Annotated in this window: 22 protein-coding genes; 10 read left to right on the top strand and 12 right to left on the bottom strand. The window is 65.7% G+C overall.

The features are described from left to right. Positions 1–7 precede the first annotated feature (7 nt). Positions 8–565: an oligoribonuclease gene (orn, locus tag G7Y85_RS01515; RefSeq protein WP_366514899.1), complete on the top strand. Its 558-nt coding sequence runs from the start codon at positions 8–10 to the stop codon at positions 563–565. Between the two features lie 64 nt (positions 566–629). Here the strand turns inward: orn and G7Y85_RS01510 are convergent, their stop codons facing one another. The 11 genes from G7Y85_RS01510 to G7Y85_RS01460 all read right to left on the bottom strand — a co-directional run bounded on the left by G7Y85_RS01510 (position 630) and on the right by G7Y85_RS01460 (position 9,703). Further along, on the bottom strand, positions 630–2,009 hold the full coding sequence (locus G7Y85_RS01510; protein ID WP_366514898.1) for an ATP-binding protein: 1,380 nt from the start codon (positions 2,007–2,009) through the stop codon (positions 630–632). After that, positions 1,988–2,665 carry a response regulator transcription factor gene (locus G7Y85_RS01505; RefSeq protein WP_166250841.1) on the bottom strand — a complete coding sequence of 226 codons (678 nt, stop codon included), beginning with the start codon at positions 2,663–2,665 and terminating at the stop codon, positions 1,988–1,990. Before G7Y85_RS01505 ends, G7Y85_RS01510 begins: the two co-directional genes overlap by 22 nt. A 42-nt stretch (positions 2,666–2,707) precedes the next feature. Next, the gene (locus G7Y85_RS01500; protein ID WP_166250840.1) at positions 2,708–3,019 is read right to left on the bottom strand and encodes a hypothetical protein; all 312 of its coding nucleotides are present in this window, start codon (positions 3,017–3,019) and stop codon (positions 2,708–2,710) included. Between the two features lie 250 nt (positions 3,020–3,269). Further along, entirely contained in the window at positions 3,270–4,616 is a 1,347-nt protein-coding gene (locus G7Y85_RS01495; protein ID WP_166250839.1) for a DUF1329 domain-containing protein, read from the bottom strand. A 32-nt stretch (positions 4,617–4,648) separates the two neighbouring features. Continuing rightward, positions 4,649–7,018 (bottom strand): efflux RND transporter permease subunit, encoded by a 2,370-nt coding sequence (locus G7Y85_RS01490; protein WP_366514897.1) that lies wholly within the window; start codon positions 7,016–7,018, stop codon positions 4,649–4,651. Positions 7,019–7,074: 56 nt separating this feature from the next. Beyond that, positions 7,075–7,710 carry a TetR/AcrR family transcriptional regulator gene (locus G7Y85_RS01485; RefSeq protein WP_166250838.1) on the bottom strand — a complete coding sequence of 212 codons (636 nt, stop codon included), beginning with the start codon at positions 7,708–7,710 and terminating at the stop codon, positions 7,075–7,077. A 103-nt stretch (positions 7,711–7,813) separates the two neighbouring features. Beyond that, positions 7,814–8,023, bottom strand: coding sequence for a hypothetical protein (locus G7Y85_RS01480; RefSeq protein WP_166250572.1), 210 nt, complete (start codon positions 8,021–8,023; stop codon positions 7,814–7,816). Between the two features lie 19 nt (positions 8,024–8,042). After that, the gene (pspC, locus tag G7Y85_RS01475; protein WP_166250837.1) at positions 8,043–8,465 is read right to left on the bottom strand and encodes an envelope stress response membrane protein PspC; all 423 of its coding nucleotides are present in this window, start codon (positions 8,463–8,465) and stop codon (positions 8,043–8,045) included. Then, positions 8,452–8,700 carry an envelope stress response membrane protein PspB gene (pspB, locus tag G7Y85_RS01470; RefSeq protein ID WP_174839727.1) on the bottom strand — a complete coding sequence of 83 codons (249 nt, stop codon included), beginning with the start codon at positions 8,698–8,700 and terminating at the stop codon, positions 8,452–8,454. The genes pspC and pspB overlap by 14 nt, the downstream gene beginning before the upstream one ends. 3 nt (positions 8,701–8,703) lie before the next feature. Then, positions 8,704–9,393, bottom strand: coding sequence for a PspA/IM30 family protein (locus G7Y85_RS01465; RefSeq protein ID WP_166250836.1), 690 nt, complete (start codon positions 9,391–9,393; stop codon positions 8,704–8,706). 37 nt (positions 9,394–9,430) lie between these two features. Further along, a complete protein-coding gene (locus tag G7Y85_RS01460) occupies positions 9,431–9,703 on the bottom strand; it encodes a hypothetical protein (protein ID WP_166250835.1) in 273 nt (90 codons plus the stop codon). A gap of 185 nt (positions 9,704–9,888) precedes the next feature. Between G7Y85_RS01460 and pspF the strand changes: the two genes are divergently transcribed. Beyond that, entirely contained in the window at positions 9,889–10,941 is a 1,053-nt protein-coding gene (gene pspF, locus G7Y85_RS01455) for a phage shock protein operon transcriptional activator (RefSeq protein ID WP_166250834.1), read from the top strand. Positions 10,942–10,982: 41 nt separating this feature from the next. Further along, positions 10,983–11,761 (top strand): IS5 family transposase gene (locus G7Y85_RS01450; RefSeq protein ID WP_166250833.1). Its coding sequence is split into 2 segments (ribosomal slippage): positions 10,983–11,349 and positions 11,349–11,761, totalling 780 coding nucleotides; the frame shifts between segments, so codons are not numbered across the junction. 13 nt (positions 11,762–11,774) lie between these two features. Here the strand turns inward: G7Y85_RS01450 and G7Y85_RS01445 are convergent. Then, a complete protein-coding gene (locus tag G7Y85_RS01445; protein WP_166250832.1) occupies positions 11,775–12,713 on the bottom strand; it encodes an IS481 family transposase in 939 nt (312 codons plus the stop codon). A 569-nt stretch (positions 12,714–13,282) separates the two neighbouring features. Between G7Y85_RS01445 and G7Y85_RS01440 the strand changes: the two genes are divergently transcribed. The 7 genes from G7Y85_RS01440 (at position 13,283) to G7Y85_RS01410 (ending at position 20,933) form a co-directional block, all read left to right on the top strand. Continuing rightward, a complete protein-coding gene (locus G7Y85_RS01440; protein WP_166250831.1) occupies positions 13,283–13,960 on the top strand; it encodes an ANTAR domain-containing response regulator in 678 nt (225 codons plus the stop codon). Next, positions 13,957–15,180, top strand: coding sequence for an ABC transporter substrate-binding protein (locus G7Y85_RS01435; RefSeq protein ID WP_166250830.1), 1,224 nt, complete (start codon positions 13,957–13,959; stop codon positions 15,178–15,180). The genes G7Y85_RS01440 and G7Y85_RS01435 overlap by 4 nt, the downstream gene beginning before the upstream one ends. A 134-nt stretch (positions 15,181–15,314) precedes the next feature. Beyond that, positions 15,315–15,491 (top strand): hypothetical protein, encoded by a 177-nt coding sequence (locus tag G7Y85_RS01430; RefSeq protein ID WP_166250829.1) that lies wholly within the window; start codon positions 15,315–15,317, stop codon positions 15,489–15,491. Positions 15,492–15,594: 103 nt separating this feature from the next. Then, positions 15,595–17,157, top strand: a complete 1,563-nt coding sequence (locus G7Y85_RS01425; protein ID WP_166250828.1) for a hypothetical protein — start codon at positions 15,595–15,597, stop codon at positions 17,155–17,157. Next, positions 17,154–20,006 carry a tetratricopeptide repeat protein gene (locus G7Y85_RS01420; protein WP_166250827.1) on the top strand — a complete coding sequence of 951 codons (2,853 nt, stop codon included), beginning with the start codon at positions 17,154–17,156 and terminating at the stop codon, positions 20,004–20,006. The genes G7Y85_RS01425 and G7Y85_RS01420 overlap by 4 nt, the downstream gene beginning before the upstream one ends. Next, positions 19,981–20,634 (top strand): tetratricopeptide repeat protein, encoded by a 654-nt coding sequence (locus tag G7Y85_RS01415; protein ID WP_166250826.1) that lies wholly within the window; start codon positions 19,981–19,983, stop codon positions 20,632–20,634. The genes G7Y85_RS01420 and G7Y85_RS01415 overlap by 26 nt, the downstream gene beginning before the upstream one ends. After that, positions 20,631–20,933, top strand: coding sequence for a hypothetical protein (locus G7Y85_RS01410; RefSeq protein ID WP_166250825.1), 303 nt, complete (start codon positions 20,631–20,633; stop codon positions 20,931–20,933). The genes G7Y85_RS01415 and G7Y85_RS01410 overlap by 4 nt, the downstream gene beginning before the upstream one ends. The last annotated feature ends 3 nt before the right edge of the window (positions 20,934–20,936 follow it).

The raw sequence follows: 20,936 nt of genomic DNA, 5'->3' as shown, positions 1-20,936 counted from the left end.
AAACCCCGTGACGGAGCAAAACCCGCAGAACCTGATCTGGATCGATCTGGAGATGACCGGTCTGATTCCCGAGCAGCATCGCATCATCGAGATCGCGACGGTCGTCACCGACCCGCACCTCAATGTTCTGGCCGAAGGGCCGGTGCTGGCCGTGCGTCGCACGCAGGACGAGCTGGCGCTCATGGATGACTGGAACGTCAATCAGCACGGCCGCTCGGGCCTGACGCAACGTGTACGCGACAGCGACGTCGACGACACGGACGCCGAACGTCGCACGCTCGCGTTTCTCGAAAAGTGGGTGCCGGCCGGCAAATCGCCGATGTGCGGCAATTCGATCTGCCAGGACCGCCGCTTTCTGGCCCGCTGGATGCCGGCACTGGAACGCCATTTCCATTACCGGCACATCGATGTCAGCACGCTCAAGGAGCTGTGCACGCGCTGGGCACCGGAAATCGCGCGCGGCTACAACAAGCAGTCCCGCCATCTGGCGCTCGACGACATCAAGGAATCGATCGAAGAGCTGCGCTACTACCGCAATCACTTCCTGCGTTTTCCGGCAGTCTGAGAGAAGCGGCTGAATTGGCGCCGCACTGCAGTTCGAGCGTCGCCACGGAAATCGAGCGGCGCCTTCAGCGTGTCGGCATGATCACGCCGACACGGGCGCCGCCGAGCGGCGAGCGCGCCAGTTCCAGCCGGCCACCATAGGCCTGCACGATCTCGTTGACAGCGGCCAGCCCGATGCCCTGGCCGGGCTTTCTGGTGTCGGCCCTGGCGCCGCGCTCGAGCAGCTTTTCCGGCTCGTCAGGGAAGCCCGGACCATCGTCGTCGACATCGATGTGCAGCAGATTCTTCTCGGTGTGCGCCGAGATGCGGATGTGTTCGTCGCCGTACTTGGCAGCATTGTCGAGCAGATTGCCGAACAGTTCGTAGAGATCACCTTGATCGGCGCGCAGTCGCAATTCCGGGTCGAGGCGGTTGTAGAAGCCGACGCCGCGGCTCGCATAGACCTTGGTCAGCGCCGACGTCAGCTTGTCGATCAGCGGCTTGAGCAGGATCGGCTCGGTGAGCGTGCGGCTGCCGGCAGCCGCGGCACGGCGCAGCTGGTGATCGACGATGTGTTGCATGCGACTGACCTGCTCGTCGAGCTGGCTCTGCTGCGCTGCCGGAATCTGCGGTTCGCTGCTGATGCCACGCAGTACCGCGAGCGGTGTTTTCAGCGAATGCGCCAGATCGCCGAGCGCATTGCGGTAGCGTGTCTGGTGGCTGTGCTCGCTGACGATCATCGCGTTGAGATCGCGGGTCAGGGGCTTGAGCTCGTCCGGATAGGAACCTTCGATTTCCAGCTGCAGCCCGGATTCGACGCGATGCAGCTCGCGCCCCAGACGCTTCAACGGCGCCAGGCTCCAGCGCAGGATCAGCAGCAGGATCGCGACCAGGGCGATCACGGTACCGCCCAGCCAGATCCACAAGGTACGCCGGAAAATCACCAGCTGGCGATCGAAGGAACGGGTGTCGTCGATCACGCTCACGGTGTACAGGCGCGGCTGGTTGCGTTCGGAATCGATCCAGCGCAGACCGAAGCTGAGACGGAATGCGTTCGGACTGGCGAGCCGCTGGAAACTCCATTGACCGACGTTGATCGACGGCGGCGGCGGCATGTCCAGGGACTGCGACGAACTCCAGACCATGATGCCGAGCTCGTTGAACAGCGCCGCCTGCAGGCCGGACATCGGTTCGCGCAGACGGCGATCCGGGATTGCGTCGAGCGCGATCGTCAGATCGCCGTCCGGCGTGGTCGACGCCGCACCGAGCAGCGCGTAGATCAGGCCTTCGAGCTTGTCTTGCTGTGCCTGCAGCAGCGAACGCTCGAAGGCCTTCTCCAGCGCCAGGCCACCGAGTCCGACAAAGGCCAGCAGCACGACCGCGGTCGAAATCAGCAGACGGGCGCGAAGGGACGTGAGGCGCGGGCGGCGCGCTGCAGTCGCCTTCAGGCGCGCGGCAGGTCCCACCGGTAGCCTGAACCGCGCAAGGTGGTGATCGGGTTGTACTGGCTGTCCGAATCGAGTTTGGAACGCAGACGGCGGATGAAGACTTCGATGACGTTGCTGTCGCGTTCCTCGTCTTCGGTGTACAGGTGTTCGGTCAGCTCGCTCTTGGAGATGACCTTGCCGGCATGCGTGAGCAGGTATTCGAGCACGCGGAATTCATAGCTGGTCAGATCGACCGGCTTGCCGTCGACCATCACCGACTTGGCGCTGGTGTCGACAATGTACGGCCCGGAGTTCAGCGTTGCCTGCGTCCAGCCGCCGACGCGGCGCACCAGAGCCCGCACGCGGGCGATCAGCTCCTCGCGATGGAAGGGCTTCACCAGATAATCGTCGGCGCCGGCTTCCAGGCCCTCGACCTTGGTCTGCCAGCCGTCGCGAGCGGTCAGGATCAGGATCGGATACTTGCGTCCCGATTTGCGGACCTGGCGGATGATGTCGATGCCGGGCATGCCGGGCAGGCCGAGATCGATGATGGCGATGTCGGCCGGATATTCCTCGGCCATGTAGGCGCCGTTGTCGCCATCGGCGGCAACGTCGACGGCAAAGCCGTCGTCGCTGAGAAACTTGGCGACCTGCTCGCGCAGGTCCGGATCGTCTTCAATGACTAGGGCACGCATCCTGCTTTCTCCCTGTTAAAACGGAGCGGACCGGCAGGTCCGCTATGGATCGACTTGATAGATTCGGACTTCGCCGTCCTTGAGCATCTTGACGCGATATCCGGCGCCGTCCGGCTGCACGGCCAGCACCCGGCCACCGTGCATGCGCTGGATCTCGCGCGCTGCCGAGTCGGGCGTGAAGGTCGTTGCGCGCAGATCCTGCGCCGGCGCCGGCGCCGGCGGCGGTTGTACCGGGGCCCGCAGGACGGTGCCGCGATCGCCATCGTGCTTGGCCGGGCGGGCCAGCGCCGCGCTCGCCGGCTGCAGCAGGACGACGCCGGCCAAGCCAACGACGATGAAAAAAGAGATACGCATCGCAGGCAATTTAGTCGGCGCGCGCCCGTACGTCCACGTCGAGGCACGGAGCGACGCCACGCCCGCCCGGGCGCTTCGCATCAAGCACCGGGTCGGCGGCAGTCGACAGCAGGATCATGGCGCGTCTCCGAGGCTTGCGGCGAGAAGAACCGAGAAGTTTGCAGACTAGCCCTGCTAACTGAATTCGTCCTTAATTTTTTCTGGAATTTCAGCGACTAAGCTGTCAGTCACGACAGTTTCCGGTGAGGATTCAATTGGGTCCGCTGGTTGCGAAGCGTTTCAGCGCCTGCGGCGTGAAGTACGAGGGCTTGGCGTTCCAGTCGTATTCGATCAGGTTCCGCTCCTCGTTGGTCATGTTGATGATCACGTAGCGTCGCGACTGCAGGTCGTAGTGAACCTGCACGCCGTTGACGACAACGGGCTCGTTCGGAAACGTGATCGAATGCGACTCGGCGGTCCGCCAGAACTGATCGCGCTCGTCGTAGATGTCTTCGGCGTGGACGATCCACGAGTCCTCGTCGACATAGAACACGCGCTTCTTGTAACGATGGGCGTAGCCCTGCCGCACGTTCGCCTCGATCACCCAGACGCGGTGCAGCTCGTAGCGGGCGAGATCCTGATTGATGTGGCCCTTGGTGACGATGTCCTTGTACTTGAGTTTCGGGTCGTAGAGCTTGTAGCTGTTGTACGGGATCAGCATTTCCTTCTTGCCGAGCAGCTTGATCGTGTAGCGGTCGAGCGGCCCGTTGAACATGTCGATCTGGTCGTGCGTCATCAGGCCGTCGTACAGCGGATTGTCGTAGCCGACCTCGCCGATGCGCCGCGGCCGGCCGACCGTGTTGTTGTAGACCCAGACGCCGGTCTGGTTGGCGATGCGATCGATCGGCACGTGCAGCAGATGCGCCTCGCCGGCGAGGTTCGGCGGCGCGACGGTCTTCTGGAATGCGTACAGGTTCATGCCGTCCAGCGATTTCACGGTCGCGTCCGGATTGTTGTACATGAAGGCGAGTTCGACGTAGTCGCGCTGCACGACGAAGCTGCCGTCCGCGGCGGTCGCTGCCGAGTCGACGAAGCCGCGAAAGCCGCGCGTGTTGTAGCGCATGATGTGGTTCCACATCACTTCCGTGCCGTTCTTCGGGATCGGAAACGGATCGCCCTGTGCGGCGCAGCAGAAGCCGTAGCCGTCGTCAGTCAGCGAGACTTCGGTCGCGTTCTTCTCGGTCGCGTCGTAATACCACTGCGGGTACGAAGCGCTGCGCCGCGTCGGGTAGACGATCATCTTGTAATCGGGAAAGGTCTTGAACAGCGCCTTGTAACCCTCGGTCAGCACATCGGCGTGCTGCGACATGTTCTGCGCCGTGATCGTGTACAGCGGCTTGTCGGCGGCAAACGGATTGGCGCCGCGCGGCAGATCCTGTTTCGGCAGGCCGCCGGTCCACGCCGGGATCGTGCCCGCGGCATTGCCGGCGCGTTCGGCGCCCATCGGCGTGAGATCCTTGCCGAGTCTGGCGGCTTCGTCGGCCGTGACCTTGGCGAACGCGCAGCCCATCAGCGGCAGCAGCAGCAGGGCGAGACAGCGTGCGATACGAGGCATCATGACGGTTTTCGGTCGCAGCGCGACCGCCTCCTTCAGGTTTCGACTGCACGAACCGGCGTCGGGTTCGTGTCACGTCGACGCAAAGCCAGCCAGGCGAGGGCCGGCAACAGGAAAATCGCACCGAACAGATTGGTGCTGAACATGAACAGCAGCAGCAGGCCCATGTCGGCCTGGAATTGCAGGCCCGAGAACAGCCAGGTGAAGACACTCAGCACCAGTGAGGCCGACGTGAAGATCACGGCCTTGCCGGTGTGACGCAGTGCTTCGTAGTAGGCCTTGCGCAGAGGCGTCGCGCGATCCAGATGGCGCGAGAACACGCTCCACAGGTAAATGCTGTAGTCGACGCCGATGCCGACGCCGAAGGCGGCAACCGGCAGGGTCGCCGGTTTCATGCCGATGCCGAGTGTCGCCATCAGGCCGTAGGTCAGCAGTGAGCACAGCACCAGCGGCGTGAGAATGCAGAACACCGCGACGCCGCTGCGAAAACTCAGCCATGCAAACAGTGCCAGCGTCGCATGTACCCAGATGATCACCAGCAGTTCGCGCGCGCGGATTTCTTCGTTGGTCGCCGCCCAGACGCCGACGTTGCCGGACGCCAGCTGGAAATCGACGCCGTGGCCGGCGTTGTCGCGCGCAAAGGTTTTCACTGCATTGACCACGCGATCGATCGTGCTGGCGCGGTGATCGCGCGTGAAGATCAGTACCGGCATCACACTGCAGTCCGGATTCTGCAGGCCGAGCTGGCTCGGTACCGGCGCCACCAGCTGCGAGAGGTTCTGGTTGCGCGGCAGCACTCGCCATTTCGGCGAGCCTTCGAACCAGCCGGCGCGCACCTGTTTGGCAATCTGCGGCAGCGACAGCACCGACCGCACGCCGTCGGTGTTCTGCATGTGCCAGGCAAAGCGATCGATTTCCTCCATCTTCTGCGGATCGACGCAGCTGTATGGCGCACCGACCGCAAACACCTTGAGTACGTCGACACCGATCGCGAAGCTGCCGCCGATCGCGCGCGAGTCGACGTTGTAGCGGCTGTCCGGTCGCAACTCCGGCACGCCGGCCTGTTGATCGCCGACGGTCAGTTTCGGATACATCACCAGCGCCCACACCAGCGCGACGGCGGCGACGATCAGCGTCGGGATGGCCGCTTGCGCGGTCGCGAACGCGGCAACGCGCTGCCAGACGCGATCGGACAGGGCGACGCGCTGGCGCTGACGTGCTCGGAACGCCTCGACGTCGTGCACGCGCACCCACGACAGCACGATCGGCAGCATCAGCTTGTTGCTGATGATCACCGCCGCCATGCCCATCGCCGCGTTGATCGCCATCTCGCGAACGATGTCGATCTTGATGAACGCCAGCGTCGCGAAGCCGATCACGTCGGTCAGGATCGCGACCGTGCCGGGAATGAACAGCTGGCGGAACGTGGCGATCGAGGCCTCGCGTGAATCAAGGCCGTTGACTGCCACCTCGTAACGCCAGGCGTTGACGTACTGCACGCCGTGCGAAACGCCGATCGACAGGATCAGGAACGGCACCAGGATCGCGAACGGATCGAGGCCGAAACCGGCGAGTCGCAGCAGGCCGAGTTCCCAGACCACCGCCGCGAGCGCGGCGAACAGCGGCAGCAGCGCCAGTCGCCAGGAACCGCAGAACATCCACAGCAGCAGCAGCGTCGACAGCAGCGCGATGGCGAAGAACATCAGCACTTCGCTGCTGGCGTCGCTGACATCGCCGACCACCTTGGCGAAGCCGATGATGCGGATGTCGATCTGATCGTTTTCGTAGCGCTGGCGTATCGCTTCGAGTCTGGCCGCGACCGCGCGATAGTCGAGGCGGGCACCGGTCGACGGATCGCGTTCCAGCAGTTCGGCGACCACCATCGCACCGCGTTGATCGAGCGACACGAGGCGGCCGATCACGTTGGCCTTGCCGACGTTCGAGCGGATGCGTGCGAGCATTTCCGGCGTCGGGCGATAGTCGCGCGGGATGACGTCGCCGGTGCTGAAGCCGTCCTCGACGACTTCCATGTAGCGCACGCCGGGCGTGAACAGCGACGTCACGCGCGAGCGATCGACACCCGGCAGGAAAAAGACGTCGTCCGTGACCTTGTGCAGCGTATCGAGAAAACCGGCGTCGTAGATGTCGCCCGGCGTGCCGGGTTTGCGCATGACCGCAATCGAGATCAGGTTGGCGCCGCCGAACGCCTGCTCGTAGCGCTTGAACACCTTCATGTACGGATGATCGAGCGGTATCTGCTTCTCGAAGCCGGCGTCGGGCTGCAGGCGCAAGGCCAGCACCAGCATGCCGGCCGTGAACGCGAGCAGGACGCCGAAGGTCAGCCAGCGTCGCGCGTACACGATCGGTTCGACGATGCGCAGAATGCGTTCGGCGTTGCGGCCCACCTCGTCCTCCGTTTCTTGTTGTGGTCGACGCCAGCCGTGTCGACCTGCGCTGCGCGTCAGATCGTCAACGCGAGCTTCAGCAGCTCGTCCGATTTTGCATACGCACGGAACAGCGTGCGCGCGAGCACGGCAAGAATGCCATGCATTTCGTCGACGCTGTATTGGCGCAGCGGCACGACGCAGGCCTCGATCAGCGCGATCACCGCACGCGCCATCTCGTCCGCCTCGCCGCCCAGTTCGAGCTGACCGTGCTCGCTGGCGAGCTGGAGGTTGCGGCGCAGGGTTTCGATCGAGGCGGCCTCAAAGGCCCGCTGTGCGGCGGTCAGTGCCGCCGTTTCGGGGCGCGAGGGGATCAGCCAGTAGCCTGCCACGCCTTTCTCGACGCGCGAGTCCTGCAGCAACTTCTGCAGGCCGGTGAACACGTGCAGGATGGCCCGCACCGGATCGCTCTCGGCGCGCATCGGTTCGAACACGTATTGATCGAAGATCGCGTGCAGGCACCGCAGGCACTGGAGATACAGCGCTTCCTTGCCGTCGAAATGCCAGTAGAGAGCGCCCTTGGAAAGCTTTGCGGCCTTGGCGATGTCGCCGATCGAAACGCCTTCGTAGCCGTAGCGACCGAACAGTTCGAAAGCCTGATCGGCGATTGCCTTGATCGTGTCGAATTGTTCGTGAGCGGGCTTGCGCGGCATGGCGGTCTTTCGGCGATGAGCGCGAATTCTCGACGATGTCGCCGCCGCTTGCCAGCAACGACATCGTCACGCACTCATGCAGAAGCCGCAGCCGCGCCCGCGTTCAATGCGCGCCGCGATATCCGAGCAGGCGTGCCGGCAGCATGAACAGCGCCGCGACCAGCGCGAACATGCCGTCGATCGCGATGCCGAGCAGGCGCAGCGGCAGGCAGATCAGCCAGACCAGTGGTGCCAGCAACAGGGCCATCAGGGCGAGCGGCCAGCACAGCACCAGCAGCAACAGCCAGGCGGTCAGGAAGGTCAGCGTTTTCACGGTGAAGAGACTCCGGTCCTCAGGCTTCGAGGTTCTTGAACTCGCGGCGCAGTTCCAGTTCTTCCTGCGTGACGCAGGCTTCGATCTGGCGCAGGCGGCGCTCCAGGCGATCAAAGCGCGCCCTGGCAGCATCGGGGGTGACGCCGGGCTCCATGCGGCTGTGACCCGGGCTGCTGCCGGCGCGCCGCGTCGGCGTGGCCGACATCGTCATGCCGGCGTCGGCCGGATCCATCAGGTACCAGAGTGCGATGTAGACGACGCCGAGCGGGAAGAAGCCGCTGAACACGAATGCGATGATCACCAGCACGCGGATCAGCTTGACGCTCCAGCCGAAGTAGTCGGCGATGCCGGCACAGACGCCGGCGATCCAGCCGTCTTCCGGGTAGCGGCGCATCGAAGACAGGCTGCCGCTGTCGTCGCGTGGGGCTTTAGTGTTGCTCATGATGCCGTTCTCTCCAGCCGGGGGCTTCCACGTCGAGCAGACGCTCGAGCGTATCGATGCGTTTTTCCATGCGGTCCGCCAGGTCGATCAGATCCTTGCCGACCGCGTCGCCGTTCGATGTCTGCGATTTGCCGGCGTTGCGCTGTGCAAAGTGGCGGAACAGCAGCACCGGGAACACGACGAAAATTCCCGTGACGACGACCAGCGGAATCAGATTGTCGAAAAAATTTTCCACCCGTTACTCCTGCGCTTTGTCTTTGTCGGCGGCCGCTGCCGGCTTGCCTGCCTTGGCGCGCAATCTTGCCAGTTCGGCTTCGACCTTGTCGTCGGCCAGACGGGCGAATTCATCACGCAAACGGTCGGCGCCGAGGTCGAAGGCATCGACCCGCGATTCGAGTTCGTCGGCCGCGCGTTCGGCATGATCCAGCGCGGCCTGCGTTGCCGCCGAGCGTTTGTCATCCATCTGTTCGCGCAGCTTGATGCGCGAGCCCGCCGACTGGCTGCGCAGGTTGATCGTTTTCTGGCGCTGACGGGCTTCCGACAGCTTCGCGCGCAGCTTGGCGATGTCCTCGTCGAGCTTGCCGACTTCCGTATCGACCTGCCTGAGCTCGCGCCGGGCGTCGTCGATGCGGTCGCCGGCACGCCGCTTGGCGGCCAGGGCGCCCCGCGCCAGATCGTCACGATCCTTGCTGACGGCCAGCTCGGCCTTGGCTTCCCAGTCCGCAGCTTCGACGCCGAGCGTGTCGATCGCGCGCTGCAGTTCTTTCTTGCGGGCGAGAAAGCGGACCGCCATCGAGCGTACTTCCACGAGCGTGTCCTCCATCTCCTGGATGATCAGGCGAGCCATCTTTTCCGGATCCTCGGCCTTGTTGAGCAAGGCGCCCAGATTCGAATCGATGACATCGCGCGTTCTGGAAAAAATTCCCATCAATCGTTCCTCGAAAACTGCAGTCCGGCCTTTGCTGCTAGCGCTGCGCGACCATCGTCGTCGGCGCATCGACGTTCATGGCCGGCATCATCGCCAGCACCGTGCCGGCAACATTGTCCTGCAGTTCGCGTTGCGACTGCTGCAACGCGACCTGCAGCTGGGTGTCGATCTGTGCCGTCGCGGCGGTCTGCAGCGCGACGACATTCTGGTTGTCCTGCACGAGCGTGCCGGCGTAGCCATTGAGGCCACCGACGGTGGCGGCGGTCATGGCGATGGCGACAGTGGCGCTGGCGAGATGCTGGTAGAACATGGCGGTTTCCCCGTTGTTGCTGGTGTGTGGGTCTGTTATTGCCAGCTCCGTGCCAAGCCGGCCATGCCATGTAACTTATTGAAAGTATTTAATTTAAATCCTGACGATGTGACTCCGGTCAAAAGTGCGATGAGGCAATGCGCCGACATATGGTGATATTTACCAAGTTCTAGCACAATGCCGCAATGGAACTGCGCGACAGCCCCGATCCCATACTCGGCCAGGCCGATAATTTCCTTGCTGTCCTGGAACGGGTCTCGCGCGTCGCGCCGCTGTCCAAGCCCGTCCTCATTATCGGCGAGCGCGGCTCCGGCAAGGAATTGATCGCGGCGCGGGTGCACTATCTGTCCGAACGCTGGGCGCGGCCCTACGTGAAATTCAACTGTGCGGCGCTCAACGAGGAGCTGCTGGAATCCGAACTGTTCGGTCACGTCGCCGGCGCCTACACCGGCGCCGCCAAGGCGCGCATCGGACGCTTCGAACTCGCCAACAACGGCTCGATCTTTCTCGACGAGCTGGCATCGATGTCGCTGCGCCTGCAGGAAAAGCTGCTGCGCGTCGTCGAGTACGGCGAGTTCGAGCGGGTCGGCTCCAGCGAGACGATCAAGGTCAACATCCGCCTGATCGGCGCCGCCAACGTCGATCTGCCGGCGATGGCGCGCGCCGGCAAGTTCCGGGAAGACCTGCTCGATCGTCTGTCGTTCGATGTCATCACGGTGCCGCCGCTGCGCGAGCGGCGCGACGACATCCTGCTGCTCGCGCAGAAATTTGCCGAAGGCATGGCGCAGGAACTCGGGCGCGAGTACTTCGCCGGGTTTTCGCCGTCAGCCGAGCGTGCGCTGCTGGCGCATGACTGGCCCGGCAACATCCGCGAGCTGCGCAATGTCGTCGAGCGCGCGGTCTATCGCATCGAACACGAGCGCAGCACGGTCGAGTCGCTCGAACTCGATCCGTTCGCGTCCCCGTATCGTCCGAAGGCGATGGCGTCGCAGCTGATGCCGGCGGCGGGCGCGAGCGTGGCGGCACCGATGCCGGAACCGACGCCATCGGTTGTTGATGCGGCGCCGGCCCTGCCCCTGGTGTTCGAGGAGGCGGTAGCGGCATTCGAGACGCGGCTGGTGCGGCAGGCGCTGGAAGACGGCCGCTACAATCAGCGCAAGGCGGCCGAACTGCTGCATCTGACCTACCACCAGTTCCGCGGTCTGCTGCGCAAGTACAAGCTGCTCGATCAGGAGTAGTGCCCTAGGCCGAATCGACATTCAGCTTTTAATCTTGCTGGATGTCGAACGAAAAGAAGTGTTCACTGCGGCCAAGCCGCTACGAGCTGAGCCATACGCAATGGGCGCGGATCGAGGACTTGCTTCCAGGCAAGGCCAGTGATCCGGGGCGCACGGCGGCGGATAACCGGACCTTCGTCAATGCGGTGCTCTGGGTGTTGCGCTCTGGTGCACGCTGGAGTGATTTGCCGCCGCGTTACGGTGCCTACAAAAGCGTGCACAAGCGCTTTACCCGCTGGGCCGCCAACGGCGTCTGGGAGCGCGTCTTTCAGACCTTGATCCGGGACCGGGACAATGAGTACCTGATGATCGACAGCAGCATCGTCCGGGCGCACGCACAGGCGGCGACCGGAAAAGGGGGGCGCCGGACGCGGCTTTGGGGCGATCCCGAGGCGGTCTGAGCACCAAGATTCATCTGGCGGTCGATGGTCACGGTCGTCCGATTCGCTTTCTGCTGACCGGCGGGCATCGCAACGACATCACGCAAGCGCCGGCGCTGCTGGCGAACCTGAAGGCCAAGTACGTGCTGGCCGACAAGGGCTACGACAGCCGGGAACTGGTCGATCTGATTCAGCGTCAGGGCTGCAAAGCGGTGATCCCGCCGCGCAGCTGCCAGCAGCCGCGAACCTACGACAAGGTGCGCTATCGGCTCCGTAATCGGATCGAACGATGCTTTGCCAGACTCAAACAGTTCCGCCGCATCGCCACGCGTTTCGATCGCAAACCCCAACACTTCCTTGCCTTCCTTTACCTCGCCGCCATTCCTCTCTGGATCAATTGAATGTCGATTCGGCCTAGGTGTTGAGGTTCGATACGTTATTCAGCGGGATGCGGCTGATGGGCGGTTGATAGCCGAGCGCTGAGTGTCGTCGGTGGTGATTGTAGTGGTGCTGCCAGCGTGCGAGATGCTCGGTTCGCTCGCTGGAGTGGCGGTAGGCGTAGGCGTAAGCCCATTCGCGTAGCGCAGTCTGCACAAAGCGCTCGGCCTTGCCGTTGGTTCTCGGGGTGTAGGGCTTGGTGAAGATGTGGCGGATGCCTTGCTGCCGCAGGGCGTCCGCGAAGGGTTGGGAGCGATAGGCCATGCCGTTGTCGGTCATGATGCGGCGCGTCGTGACGCTGTGCTCGGCGAACCAGGCCAGGGCACGCTTCAGAAAGCCCGTCGTGGTGTCTTTGCGCTCGTCGGCGAGGACTTCGGTATAGGCCAGACGGCTGTGATCGTCTACGGCCAGATGCAGGACTTCCCAGCCGGCGCCACGCGTGTGGTCCCGCGGATTGCCGGTGACACGGTGTCCGAGCTTCTCGATCCGGCCGAGCTTCTTGGTGTCCAGGTGCAGCATCTCCCCGGGCCGCTCATGCTCGTAGCGCACTACCGGTGGCCGGACCTCGACGGACGGCAAGCGGCTCAAGCCGTGCCGGACGATGCACCGACGCACCGTCGCGTAGGGACACCCCAGTGCTTCGGCAATCTCGCGGATCGGCCGGCGATCCTGGCGTAGCGCCAGGACCCGATCCTGCTGCGCCGCCGACAGGGCACTGCGGACCCGATGCGGCCGGCTGGAGCGATCGCCCAGCCCGGCGTCACCTTCCTGCTCGAATCGGGCACGCCACTTGTACGCCGTGCGCACCGACACTCCGCTCTCCGCGGCCGCCGCATTCACGCCGATCTCACCCATGCGAGCGACCAGCCGCGCTCGTCCTCTGGCCGTCAGTCGGGCATTCTCATGACTGTTCATCCGGCTCCCTGCCGATGATCTGAAGTCTCGACAACCTCAGATTCCCATCTCCACAGCCGGATGAACAACCTATCGAACCTTTACACCTAGGGCCTGTTGACGCTATGGCAATCGCTGCGGCGGAGGTCGTTTTGGCGCAGGGCAAGGCGCCAGCCGCGCCGCCTGGTGGCGCCAGGCAAGCGGCTGGCAACGCCGCCCTGCGCCAAAACGGCCCCGCCCCATTCGGGTTGCGCCAGCAATCGCGCCATGCGGCGTTACGAGCCTTGCGCTTGGCGCCACCAAGCCCTGCGGCTCCTGCCTTGCCTGGCGTGATTGCTGGCAGCAACGCAGCGATCGTCCATAGCGTTAACAGGCCCTAGCTGCCGGGTGCCCGCCCGAAGTGGCACGAAACTGGCTGTGCATATCCAGCGGGATTGCGGCAGTGCTGCCGCGCCGGTTGGCCGGCCCAGATCCCGCGGACTCATCGGCATGATCGCAGGGCAACGACGTCCGCTGCGCAGGCAGTCGGCGTCTCCGGTTTGGACGCTGACCGTACTCGGAACATCGACACGACCAGCGGGGAATGGCGGATGCGGACCTTGGACGAAGTGGAATACTCAAGCAGCAGACGCGATGCGGCTGCCGAACGTCCCGCAGCCAGTCTGCGCATGGTGCTGGTGGACGACGACGCCGATCGCGCCGCGTTCGTGACCCAGGCATTGCGCGTCGCCGGTCACGATGTCGTCGCCCGCCTGTCGGCGAACGAGGACCTGCTCTCGGCGGTACGCCGCCTGCGGCCCGACGTGATCCTCGTCGACATGGACAATCCGGCGCGCGACGTGCTCGATAACTGTGCGGCCGTGACCCAACAAGTACCGCGGCCGATCATTTTCTTTGCACGCGACTCCGATCCGGACACGATCTCGCGTGCCGTGCGCGCCGGCGTCTCCGCGTACATCGTCGACGGCCTGGCGGCGCATCGCATCAAGCCGATCCTCGATGTCGCGATCGCGCGCTTCCGCGAGCACCAGAAACTGCGCAATGAACTGGACGACATGCGCACCCGGCTCGCCGATCGCCGCGATGTCGAACGCGCCAAGTCGATGCTTGCCCGCGTGCGTCGGCTCGACGAAGCCCAGGCCTACGCCTTGCTCCGCCGCAGTGCGATGGCGCGCCGGATCACGATCGGCGAGGCCGCGCGCACGGTGCTGGCCGCCGCCGAGCTGTTCGACCCCGGCGCTGCCGATGTTGGTGGAGAAAGCTCATGAATCTGGTACTGCCGTTTCGCCCGGAGATCGCCCATCTCACCGTCGGTTACATGCCGCTGCTCGATTCGGCGCCGCTGTTGTGGGCAGCACATCGCGGCTACTTCCGTGCGGCCGGACTCGATGTCGAACTGGTCGGCGAAGTGTCGTGGGCGAGCCTGCGCGACCGGCTCGCCTATGGCGCGCTCGATGCCGCCCAGTGTCTGGCGCCGATGCCGGTGGCGGCGACACTCGGCGCCGATCATGTCGGCGTGCCGATGATGACCGGGCTGTGCCTGTCGCGCGGCGGTTCGGCGATCACCCTGTCGCGGACCATGGCCGACCGCCTCGGCATGACGAGCGGCATGACGGCGACCGAAAGCGCGACCGCCGTCGCCCAGTACGTTCGTGGCGGCGGTCGCCTGCGTCTTGCGCACGTGTTTCCGTTTTCCATGCATCACTACCTGCTGCGCGAGTGGCTGGAACGCGGCGGCCTCGATGTCATGGGCAGCGACAGCGGCAGCATCGAATTCCTGGTCGCGCCGCCGCCGCAGATGGTGCGCCTGCTCGAAACCGGTGCGGTCGACGGCTTCTGCGTCGGCGAGCCCTGGAATACGGCCGCCGTGAAGGGAGGGCTTGGCTTTGTCGTGACGCCGACCAGCGCGATCTGGGACGGCGGTGCCGACAAGGTGCTCGGCGTCACGCGCGAATGGGCCCAGCAGTTTCCGAACACGCATCGCGCCCTGCTGTCGGCGGTCATGGCCGCGCTCGACGAACTCGACAGTCGCGACGTGACGGCCGAGCTGACGATGCTGCTGCACCGCGCGAAGGTGCTGGCGGTGCCCGAGTCCTGGATCGAGGCGGTGCTGCGCGGGCAGGGCAGCGGCATCCCGCCGCGCTTCGCCAGCGGCCTGCACGCGTTCCCGCGTCGCTCGCAACTGATGTGGTGCGCCTTGCAGATGCTGCGTTGTCGGCAGTGGAACGGTCCGATCAGTCTGTCGTCGCTGACCGCCTCGGTCTGCGATGTCTCGGCCTATTGCGACGCAGCGGCCGCGCTCGGCTTTCCGCGGCCGGCGGTCGATTCGGTGCGCGAAGGGGCGGGCGTCGTGGCACTGGGGGCCGACGGCGCCGCGATCGAATCGCGCTTCATCGATGGCTCCGAACTCGACCCTGCCAATCCGGCGGCGTATCTGGCCGCACGCGGCTGGAATCCCGAGGCCGCGCGCAGCGCCGTCACCGGATAATCTGGCACGGCGCTTGCGAAATTTTCATCGTCGTTCGTGATGAAGCGCGAACGGCCGGATCGCTGAAGATTCGGTTTGCAAAGCGGCCAATGACGTCCGCGACTGTCCCAGCCTAATTGCCAGGAGTCGTCGCCATGTCTGATCCCGTGCTTTTCGCCTTCGTCGATCCGGCCATGCAGATCATCGCGATCTGTGCCGCTGCATTCATCCTCCTTTTTTTTCTTTCTACGCTGAGCGACGCCGTGCGCGTTCGCACGCTTGCGCGTCGTACCGGGGACCATGAACGCATTGCCGTCAGCTCCAGCCCCTGAGCGGCAGCGCACGCCGGTTCGGAACGCCGCCACGCGCGTTCTGCTGCTGGCCGGATGTCTGCTGACGTCATCGGCATGGGCGCAAACCGCCTCGCTTGCCGAGTTGAGCGCTTCGGCACTGGACCTGTCGCTGCGGGTGCGGCAGGCCAACCCCGACCGCGGCACCACGCTCGTCCTGGGCTCGGCGCTGCATGACGCCGTGTTGCGCGACATCAGCGTGCAGATCGACGACGACGCGCCGATCACGTATCAATTCAGCGAAGACGAAGCGCACGCGCTCAATGGCGGCGGATTCAAGTATCTGAGCAGCTTGCCGCCCGAGGCTGCGGGCGCTCACCGCCTGCGCGCCGAGTTTCGCGCGCGCGCCGATACCGGCAAGCCGCACGCGACGCTGGTGACGGCACAGCTCGATCGGTCGTTCAACACTGCCGCCGCGACTGCCGTGCTGGTGCTCACCGCGCAGTCCGGCAGTCTCGTCAGCAGCGCCTCCATGGACCTGCAGGCAGGCGGCAGTGATCCCTTGCCGAACGAAGCCGAGGTGCTGCTGGCCGGCGGCCGGCCGTTCGAAGCGCTGGTGCTGTTTTCGGCGTCGAATCGCAGCGATCCCGTGCGGGTGCAGGCCGCGCGCGCGGCCCTGGGTCTGGCGGAGAGCGGCGAGACAGCGCCGGTGCTGTCGCACTACAACGCCGCGGTTGCCAAGGTCGATGCAGCGCAGGACAGCGCCCTGCAGCAACTGGCCGACGCCAGCGCTGCGGATGCGCAAGGTCTGGCAGTGCGCGACCTGAGCAATCTGACGCTGGGCTATCGCGCCCTGCAGGACGGCCAGGTCGATCTCGCCGCCGACCGTTTCAGACAGGTGCGCAGCCCCGGCCCGTATTCGAGCGCGGCGATGCTCGGACTCGGCTGGTCCTGTCTCCTGCCGCAGGCCGACAAGGCTGCGCCGATCCCGGTCTCGCTGCGCCCGGCGTCGGCCGATGCAATGGCCGTCACGCGGCGGCAGACGCCGTTTCGTTATCTGCAGGCGGTCGTCGACGGCAAGCGCGCGGACGATCTGCGTCGCGCCCTGGTGCCGTGGTCGGAACTGATCGGCCGCGACCCGCTCGATCCGGCGGTCGAGGAGGGCATGCTGGTGATTCCGTATGCCCTCGATCATCTCGGTGCCCACGCGCAGGCGCAGGACTACTACCAGCGCGCGGTCGATCGCCTGCATGGCGCGCGTCAGACGCTGGCAGCCGCGCGCCAGGAAGTCGACGATGGACGCATGCTGGCCGAACTCGATGCCCGCGACGCCGATACCGGCAGCGGCTGGCCGCGCCTGCTGGTCGAGCGGCATGGCGACAGTGCGGCGGTGCCGCTGCGCGTGCTGATCGAAGATCCGCAGGTCGCGGCACCGCTGCACGACTACCGGCAACTGCAGGCAATCGATCGTGCGCTGGCCGCCGATCGCGCGCACCTGGCCGATCACGATGAGTCGCTGCTGACGGCGATCGATGCCCTGCGTGCGCGCATCGCGCTTGCGCGTGGCACCGTCGCCGCCGACGCGCGTCAGGCACTCGACGCCAGCCTGCAGGCGCGCGACCGCGACGCCAGCCGCTATCTGGCCGAAGCCGAATTTGCGCTGGCCCGGATCGACGACCGTGTGCCGCATGGAGTGTCCGCGCCATGAATCGCCGTTTTGCCGTCGCCTTGCTGCTCGCGTTGTCGATGGCGCTGCCGTTGGCGCATGCCGATGATGTGCCGACCGTTGGCTCGGTGACCCGCAACAACGGCATGCAGAAGAACGGCTATCTGATCGTCAAGACGCCGGACATCCTGCGCGTCGAAATATCGCCGCCGGTGACGCCGGATCTGCAGCGCGCGATCCGTCACTACGATCAGGTCATCGCGCTCGACGCCGCCGACCCGCAGATTCGCGCCGAAGCGATGCGTCGCGCCGCGTATCTGCGCATCAAGCTCGCCGATCGCGACGCCGATGCCGGTGGCCCCGATACCGCGGCGCTGCGCGAAGCCGTCGCGATCTATCAGCGCCTGCTGCGCGAGCAGGCGGATGATCCGGCCAACGATCTGGCGGTCTACCAGCTGGCGCGCGCCCAGCAGCTGCTCGGCGACAACGACGCCGCGATCGCCAGCCTGCGCGAACTCGGTCAGCGCTATCCGGATTCGACGCTGGTCGGCGACGCACGCTTCCGCGCCGCCGAGCTTCTGTATGCGCGCAGCCGCTACGCCGAGGCCGAGCCGCTGTACGAAGCAGTGCTTGCCCAGGGCAAGGACGGTCCGTACTTCGCGCCGGCGCAGTACAAGCTGGGCTGGACGCTGTACCTGCAGGCGCAATACGCGGATGCCGCCAAGGTGTTCATTGCCATTCTCGATGCCGATTTGCCGCCCGGCGCCACGGCCGACGATCCGCAACTGGCGCTGACGTCGGTCAATCGCCGTTCCGCGGAATTCGCGGGCGATGCGTTGCGCGTCACCGGGCTGTCGTTCGCCGAGCTCGGCGGCGGGCCGGCGATGAACCGCTATTTCGAAGCGCAGGGCGAGCCGCGCTTCTCGACGCTGCTGTACCGCGCGCTGGGCGAGGCGCTGCTGGAACAGCGTCGCTATACCGATTCGGCGCAGGTCTACGAATCCTTCATCGACCGTCATCCGCAGGACCCGCACGATCCGGATTTCCAGCAGGCGGCAATCGCCGCGCTCGATGCCGGCGGCTTCGACGAGCCGGCGATGGCGGCGACGCGGCGCTACGTGCAGCGCTACAGCCCCGGCACGCCGTACTGGGGCAGCGTCGCGCCGCCGGCGACGGTCGTTGCGCATCTGCGCGATCATCTCGATCTGCTCGGTCGCGTCGAGCAGTCGCGCGCGCAGCAGGCGGCGGTTGGCGATCCGGCGCGCACGGCCGGCTTCCTCGCCGCCGCCGACTGGTATCGGCAGCGGCTCGCGCTCGATCCCGCCGACGCGCCGTCGCCGGTCACTGCCATGCACTACGCCGATGCGCTGTACGACGGCGGACGGACCGCGGACGCGGCCGAGGCCTATCTGCACGTCGCTTATGACAGGCCGAGCCCGCAGGCAGCGGAAGCCGCCTACGCCGCCGTGCAGGCCTATCAGCGGCTTGCGCAGGAAGTCGCGGCCCCGGCGCGCCCGGCGGCGTTGCAGCAATCAGTGGCTGCCAGCCAGCGACTGGCCGCGCAGTTTCCGCATCACGCGCAGCGCACGGCGGTGCAGACGCGCGCCGCCGGCGATCTCTACGAACTGCATCAGGACGCGCAGGCGATGGCGCTGGCACAGGATGCGCTCGATCACGACAACGACATCACACCCGGTCAGCGCCTCGAATTGCTGACCGTGGTCGCCGACGCGCATTACGCGCAGGAGGACTACGCCGGTGCCGAGACGGCATACGTCGCCTTGCTGCGGCAATCACCGGAGCCGGCAGCGCGCACCCAGGCCAGCGAGCATCTCGCCGTGTCGATCTATCGTCAGGGCGAGAAGGCGCGTGATGCCGGCGATCTGCGCGGCGCGGCGCAGACCTTCCAGCGCGTCGGCGCGCTGGTTCCGGACGCGACGATTCGCAGCAAGGCCGACTACGACGCAACGGCCGCGCTGATGGCCCTGAAAGACTGGCCGGCGGCGGAACGTGCGCTCGAGGATTTCCGCTCGCGCCATCCGGCCGACGCGCTGGCCGGCGATGTCGACAAGAAGCTCGCCTATGCCTACGAACAGGACGGCAAGCCGGGCAACGCCGCCGATGTCTACGCACGCATCGCGCGGCGCGACGATCAGTCGCCGGACATTCGCCGCGACGCCGCCTGGCAGGCCGCACAGCTATACGATCGTGCGCAATTGGCCGCCGCCGCGGTACGCGCCTACGAATTCTGCCTCGACGATGCCGTCACGCAGCCGCTTGATCGCGGCATGCAGGCACGCCGTCGGCTAGCCGATCTGACGCGCGATACCCTGCACGATTCCGCCGCCTCGCGGCACTGGCTCGAAGCGATCGTGGCGGCCGATGCACAGGCCGGCAGTGCGCGATCGGCGCTGTCGCAGCAGATGGCGGCGCAGGCGAGCCTGGAGATCGGCCAGCAGGATGCCGAGGCGGCGCGACTGCTGGCGCTGTCGGCGCCGGTTGCGCACAGCCTGCCGAAGCGCAAGCAGGCGGTCGAATCGGCGCTCGACAGCCTGATGCGTGCCGCGCAGAGCAACGACGCCGAGATCACCACGGCCGCGACCTACGAAATCGGCAGCGTCTACCAGGATTTCGGGCGCGCGCTGCTGGATTCCGAGCGGCCCGGCAAGCTGCAGGGCGATGCGCTGGAGCAGTACCAGATCCTGCTCGAAGAACAGGCCGATCCCTTCGAGGAAAAGGCCATTGCGGCCTATGCGGTCAACCTGGCGCGCGTGCATCAGGGCATCTGGAACGACTGGACGCGACGCAGCGCCAATTCGCTGACCGAGCTCGCGCCGGCCCGTTACGGCAAGAACGAGATTCACGATGATCACTATGAATCGCTGCAATAGGCTCGCACTCCTGGTCGTGTACGCTGCGCTCGGCGCCTGCGCGAGCAATCCGCCGCCGCCGGCCCCGCAACGAATGGCAAGTCAGACGCCGGTGCACAAGGCCGTCGTCGATACCGGCAAGGGCGATCCGCAGGCGCGCTTCGCCGCGGCGCTGGCGCTGATGCACGACGGTCGCAATGACGAGGCGGAGATCGCCCTGCTCGTGCTCAGCCAGGATTTCCCGCAGTTCTCAGGCCCGTCCACCGACCTCGGCATCCTGTACGCGAAGGCGAAGAAGAACGCCGCCGCCGTGAGCGCGTTCAACGCCGCCATCAAGGCCAGGCCGGACAACGCCGTGGCACTGAATTGGCTCGGTCAGCTCAGTCGCGAGCGCGGCGACTATCCGCACGCCGAGCAGTTCTACCGGCGCGCGATCGCAGCGCAGGCGGGCTACGCGCCGGCCCACTTCAATCTCGCGATTCTCTACGATGCCGCCATGCATCGGCCCGATCTGGCACTCGTGCAGTACCAGGCCTACGAAAAGCTCGCCGGTGCCGACGCGCAGCCGATGGTCGCGGTCTGGATCCACGAACTGCAGGGACAGACCATCGCGGCCGGCGGGACACCGCCGGCGGGAGCGTCGCAATGAAAGCCGTGCACGCAGCGACGATGCTGATGCTGAGCTTCGGCTTCGTGCAAGCCGCCTTGGCCGACGGCAAGGCGCCGACGGCAGCGGCCGATGCCGGCACGACCCTGATCGGTCAGCGTGACGCGGCAGTGGGGCTGTATCTGCTGCCGTGGAAAGAAGAAGCCCCGAGCGACATCGATCTGCCGCCACGACAGTTCGATGTCGCCGATGCGCCCATCGACCCGGCGCGTTTTGCAGCGCGTGTCGCCGACGATGAAGCCAATGCCGCGTATCGTCGCGTGCGTCTGGAACCGAAGTAGGAA

Origin of the sequence: Solimonas terrae (assembly GCF_011067135.1) — a bacterium.
GTDB classification, from domain to species: Bacteria; Pseudomonadota; Gammaproteobacteria; order Nevskiales; family Nevskiaceae; genus Solimonas; species Solimonas terrae.
This window is presented reverse-complemented; position numbering and strand designations above follow the sequence as displayed.